The sequence below is a fragment of the Streptomyces sp. NPDC088812 genome (genome assembly GCF_044750285.1).
Classification (GTDB): domain Bacteria; phylum Actinomycetota; class Actinomycetes; order Streptomycetales; family Streptomycetaceae; genus Streptomyces.
This window is the reverse complement of the sequence record NZ_JBIVJP010000090.1, coordinates 1-1,181: the sequence shown is the minus strand read 5'-3', so window position 1 is coordinate 1,181 and position 1,181 is coordinate 1. Positions and strand designations below refer to the sequence as shown.

Sequence of the window (1,181 nt, the reverse complement as noted above, 5' to 3'; positions counted from 1 at the left end):
ATTCATAGGGCAATCCTAATCTGAAATTGCAAACAATGCTGTCAGCGACCGTGCCAGCTCGGCGTATCCCTGCCCGGTCAAGTGGACACCGTCATGCCGGATGGACGTGGGGGCAGTCAACACGTGAGCGGGATCAAGCCACTCGATGCCGGCCCCGGTCGCCGCCTGGCGCAACGCCGCGTTCACAACCGCCACCTGTTCATCTCGTCCCTCCAAGGGTGGAACACCGACGGCTACGCCCCGCCCAGGGACCTTCCTGTAAAGCTCTTCCGCGTTCTGTCTCACTTGATCGATCGGTGTGCCGTGCAGAACATCATTCGATCCGGTGAAGATGAAGGTCGTCTCTACCCCCTCGGGGAGGAAATCAACCCACCCGGTGATCTCTGATGTGAGAGCGCCCGCCTGCCCACGCACGGCTACGGGTTGCCCGAGGAGCTCGCTCCAAGGCCCATACTCCGCTTGGGAGTCACCGACGACGGCGACCTTCGCCCCCGGCAGCCCAGTGAACTTCTCTTCGGCGTACAAACCATAGGCCGGCCGACGCGGCTCAACGATCCCGACCTGCTCGGCCAGCACGCGCGTTCCCACCTGACTGACCACCCACACCCCGCAGACCAGCAACAGGACGTTGAGGAACAGCGACATAACGAGCACCAATCGCACAGACCAAACACGCTGGTCCTGGCCGTCGACGGAGTGCCCAGTCCTCGGAACTGGCGTCATGGCGCCACCATGCCCAGGATCCGCTGCCCGAACTCCTCCTCGGAGAACCGCTCGGCGTGCGCCTGCATCGCCACCCGGTCCCAGTCATGCGCCAGCAGACGTTCCACCCCCTCGGCGACCGCCTCCACCGTCGGCCCTTCGACGAACACGCCGTTGATGCCTTCCACGATGGTGTCCAGGTAGCCGCCGGAACGCAGCGCCACGGTGGGCACGCCCCACGCGCTCGCCTCGAGTGGCGTGATGCCGAAGTCCTCATGGCTCGCGGCGATCAGTGCAGTCGCGTGCGCGTACGCCCAGCGCAGCTGCGCGTCGGTGAGGTCCTGGCCGAACACCACGTCCTCCCCCGCCATGGCGCGCAGCCGGGCCTCCTCCGGGCCCTTGCCGATCACCACGAGCGGTCGCCCCGCGCGGGTCGCGGCCTCGATGGCCACGTCCACGTGCTTGTACGGCATGAGCCG

2 protein-coding genes are annotated in these 1,181 nt (G+C 66.1%); both read right to left on the bottom strand.

Annotation, left to right across the window (positions count from 1 at the left end; genetic code table 11):
* Positions 1–15 precede the first annotated feature (15 nt).
* Positions 16–645 carry a GDSL-type esterase/lipase family protein gene (locus ACIP67_RS43400; RefSeq protein ID WP_350747386.1) on the bottom strand — a complete coding sequence of 210 codons (630 nt, stop codon included), beginning with the start codon at positions 643–645 and terminating at the stop codon, positions 16–18.
* 74 nt (positions 646–719) lie between these two features.
* The coding region (locus ACIP67_RS43395) for a glycosyltransferase (protein WP_401700269.1) at positions 720–1,181 on the bottom strand (462 nt) is incomplete at its 5' end.

Excerpts from the sequence above, each read along its gene's own strand:
- ACIP67_RS43400 (WP_350747386.1), bottom strand. The coding sequence starts at position 645 with ATGTCGCTGTTCCTCAACGTCCTGTTGCTGGTCTGCGGGGTGTGGGTG.